We start from the raw sequence: 3,754 nt of genomic DNA, 5'->3' as shown, positions 1-3,754 counted from the left end.
GGCCGGCCCGGCGAGCAGCCCGGCCGTCAGCTCGCCGATCACCTCCGGCTGCCGCGCCGCGCGGGCCGCCCGGCGGCCCGCGAGCGCGACCAGCAGCACCACGGCGAGCACCGCGAGCAGATGCCCGCCGCGGCCGAGGAACTCCGTCGCCGCCATGTCCTAGCCGCCGTGGTGGAGCATGCGCAGGTACTCGTAGGTGGACGGCAGCGTCTCGACCAGCTCCGCCTGCCGCCGCTTCACCTCGGCGAAGATCGCCTGGGACGAGTCGACCGTCTCCGGCCGCAGCGCCATCGCGGGCAGCGGGTGGTCGGGCAGGAAGTCGAGCCCGGTGAACACGCAGTAGTAGTTCGCGTTGCTCCAGAAGTTGCGGAACTCGGCCTCGAAGTTGCCGTAGTAGTTCGACTCGTCGGTGATGGGCAGCTCGACGCCCAGGCCCGCCTTGTACATGGCGACCTTCTCCTGGAACTCGGGCGCGAGTTCGAGTTCCTTGCAGGCCCGCCAGAACGGCGTGTCGTCGCGCGGCGCGAATCCGAAGTGCGCCTGGATGAAATCGCGCGTGTCGTCGAACATCTTCTCGATCTCGTGGTTGAACCGGTTGAGCAGGACCGGCTCGAACCGCTTGTCCGGGAAATGCTTCACGAGCTGGTAGAGCGACGCGTAGATGAAGTAGATCCCGGTCGACTCCAGCGGCTCCAGGAAGCACGAGGAGAGCCCGATCCCGACGCAGTTGCGCACCCACGCGCGCCGGTTCCGGCCGACCCGGAACCGGATCTGGTTCAGCTGCTGGGTCCCGGGGTCCAGACCCCACATCCGGCAGAACTCCTCGGTCGCCCGGTCCTGGTCCTGGAACCGGCTGGAGTACACGTAGCCGGTGCCGAACCGGCCGAGCATCGGGATCCGCCACGTCCAGCCGGACGACATCGCGATCGCCGAGGTGTACGGCTCGACCCCGTTCTTCTCGTCGTCGTGCGGGATCGACGTCGCGACCGCGCTGTCGTTGAGCAGGTGGTCGCTCATGTCGAGGAACGGCTCGCGCATGACCTGGTTGATGAGCAGGCTGCGGAAGCCCGAGCAGTCCACGAACAGGTCCGCCTCGAGCCGGCGGCCGGACTCGGTGTGGATCGCGGTGATCATGCCGCGGTGGTCGAGGTCGGCGTGCGTGAACCTGTCCTCGACGTGCGTGACGCCCTGCTTGCCGGTCGCGAAGCGGCGCAGGAAGTCCGCCACCAGGCTCGCGTCGAAGTGCCAGGCGTAGCTGGCCCACCGGCGGCCGTCCCGGAAGCGCGGCGCGAGCTTGCGGTCGAGGACGGGGGGCTGGGCGTAGCACGCGTGGTCGAACGGCTCGTCGGTCTCGCCCCTGAGCCGCCGGTACGTCCAGTAGTGCGATAGCGGCAGGTTCTCGTGGTCGGGCAGGATGCCGAAGAGGTGGTCGAAGCGGTCGGGCCGCCCGTCCGGGAGGGTGCGCGCGGTCGCCTCGCCCGTGCCCGGCGTGCGCCAGTTGATGAACCGGACGCCCATCTTGAAGCTGGCGTTGCACTCGCGCATCCACTCGTCCTCGGGGATGCCGAGGAAGTCGAAGAACACCTTGTGCAGATTCGGGATGGTGGCCTCGCCGACCCCGATCCGCGGAATCGCCGGGGCCTCCAGGACGGTGATGTCCACCGCGGTCCCGAGCGCCTTGGCGAGATAGGAGCCCGCCATCCAGCCCGCGGTTCCGCCGCCCAGCACGACGATTCTCCGAATTCTCTCGTCGCCCATGTCACGCTCTCTCTCGGTCGGGGGAAAGGGAAAACGGGGAGGTAAGGGTCCCTCGCCTCACCGTCGCACGCGGGTCCATATTTTTTCCATGCCGACCACCTTCTCCGGAGATATGGAACGGCGATGGGGAACGCATAGGAGGGTGCGCGAGGCTGGCGTCATGAGCGACCCGATCGCGACCGTCGTGCAGTCCGCCGAACCGGCCACCGGCGAGCGCTTCCGCGCGATGATGGGCGGCTTCCCGTCCGGCGTCGCCGTGGTGACCGCGATCGAGCCGGACGGCTCGGCCCGCGGGATGACCTGCTCCTCGCTGTGCAGCGTCGCGCTCGACCCGCCGACCCTGCTGGTCTGCCTGCGGGCGGCCAGCCCGACGCTCGCCGCCGTCCTGCTGCGCGGCGTGTTCGCGGTGAACCTGCTGCACGAGGACGCGCGCTCGACCGCCGAGCTGTTCGCGTCCGGCGACCCGGAGCGGTTCCACCGGGTCGCCTGGCGGGCCGAGGGCGACGCCGCCGGCCCGCACCTGCTGGACGACGCGCACACCGTCGCCGACTGCACGATCCGCATGCCGCTGCCCGTCGGCGACCACACCGTGGTCTTCGGCGAGGTCTACCGGGTGACGCGGCGGTCCGAGCGCGCGCCGCTGCTGTACGGGCGGCGCCGGTACGGCGCCTGGCCGCCCGCCTGACGCGCCGCGCGTCCTCAGGCCGTCCTCAGCCCGTCATGAGGCCGTCATGAGGCCGGCCGGGCCGAGCGGCGCCGGGTCGCCGGTGAGGATCGCGCGCTGCACCTCGCGCAGCAGCCGCCCGGGTTCGAGGCCGAGGTCCTCGGCGAGCATCCGGCGGCTGCGGTCGAACACGGCCAGCGCCTCGGCCTGCCGGTCGCACCGGTACAGCGCCGTCATCAGCAGCGCCTGGAACCGCTCGCGCAGCGGGTACCGCGCGACCAGCCCGGTCAGCTCCGGCAGCACCCGGTCGTGCCGCCCGAGCGCGAGCTCCGCCTCCACCAGGCCCTCCAGCGCCACGCAGCGCGCCTCCTCCAGCCGCGGCGCCTCGGCCGCCGCCAGATGCTCGGACACGTCGGCGAGCGCGGGCCCGCGCCACAGCGCCAGGCCCCGCCGGATCAGCTCGCCCGCCTCCGCGTGCCGCCCCGCGCGCAGGGCGTTCTGCCCGGCCGCGGCGAGCCGCTCGAACTCGCGCAGGTCGAGCCGTCCGCCGCCGTCCGCGAGCTGGTAGCCGGGGGAGCGGCGGACGATGCCCGCGCCCGGCCCGAGCGCCTTGCGCAGCCGGGACACGTGGTTGTAGATCTGCGCGGTGAACGTCGCGGGCGGACGCGTCCCCCACAGCAGGCCGCTCAGCTCCGCGTCCGCGACGAGCCGCCCGTCCGCCAGCAGCAGGGCCGCGAGGACGGTGCGCTGCTTCGCGCCGTCCAGCGGCGTCACGGTGTCGCGGTCCCGCACCTCGACGGGACCGAGGATCAGGTACTCCATCGCTCTCCTTTCCGCCGCCTCTCTCTGCGGCCCGCTGCCCGGCCGGCGCTCTCAGCGGGCCGGGACGGCCTCGATGGCGGCGTAGTCGGGCAGGCCGGGGACGGCCGGGACGGCGGTGGTCGAGACGTGCGCGAACCCGGCCGCCGCGAGCAGCGTCCGGTACTCCGCCGCGGTCCGCTCGCGCCCGCCGGTGTAGACGAGGTTGTTGAGGTCGGTCAGCCCGTAGGACACCGAGTCCTCCGGGCCGAGCACGTCCGGCAGGACGGTCTCCAGCACCAGCACCCGCGCGCCGTCCGCCATGGCGTCCCGGCAGCGCCGCAGCAGCGCCTCGGCCGCCGCGTCGCCGTGGTCCCGGACAAGGTGGTTGAGCAGGTACAGGTCCGCGCCGGGCCGCACCTCCACGCCGTGGTCGGCGGGGACCAGCTCGCAGCGGTCCGCCACCCCGGCCGCCTCGAGCGCCGCACGCGCGGCGGGCAGCGCGGCCGGCAGGTCGAACAGCAGCCCGCGCGG

The 3,754-nt window shown here is 72.7% G+C and carries 4 protein-coding genes; 1 reads left to right on the top strand and 3 read right to left on the bottom strand.

The features are described 5' to 3' along the window. Positions 1 to 159: 159 nt before the first annotated feature. Positions 160 to 1,758: a tryptophan halogenase family protein gene (locus DZF91_RS26650; protein WP_117359925.1), complete on the bottom strand. Its 1,599-nt coding sequence runs from the start codon at positions 1,756 to 1,758 to the stop codon at positions 160 to 162. Between the two features lie 160 nt (positions 1,759 to 1,918). On the opposite strand from DZF91_RS26650, the gene DZF91_RS26645 reads away from it, so the two are divergent. Then, positions 1,919 to 2,443, top strand: a complete 525-nt coding sequence (locus DZF91_RS26645; RefSeq protein WP_117359924.1) for a flavin reductase family protein — start codon at positions 1,919 to 1,921, stop codon at positions 2,441 to 2,443. A gap of 33 nt (positions 2,444 to 2,476) precedes the next feature. Here the strand turns inward: DZF91_RS26645 and DZF91_RS26640 are convergent, their stop codons facing one another. Continuing rightward, complete coding sequence (locus tag DZF91_RS26640) at positions 2,477 to 3,244, bottom strand: AfsR/SARP family transcriptional regulator (RefSeq protein ID WP_117359923.1); 768 nt, start codon at positions 3,242 to 3,244, stop codon at positions 2,477 to 2,479. A 51-nt stretch (positions 3,245 to 3,295) separates the two neighbouring features. Continuing rightward, positions 3,296 to 3,754 (bottom strand): methyltransferase (locus DZF91_RS26635; protein ID WP_268915981.1); only part of this gene is annotated, 459 nt, incomplete at its 5' end.

This window comes from Actinomadura logoneensis, from assembly GCF_003428695.1.
Classification (GTDB): Bacteria; Actinomycetota; Actinomycetes; order Streptosporangiales; family Streptosporangiaceae; genus Spirillospora; species Spirillospora logoneensis.
The sequence above is the reverse complement of the archived record's forward strand: the minus strand, read 5'-3'. Positions and strand labels throughout refer to the sequence as shown.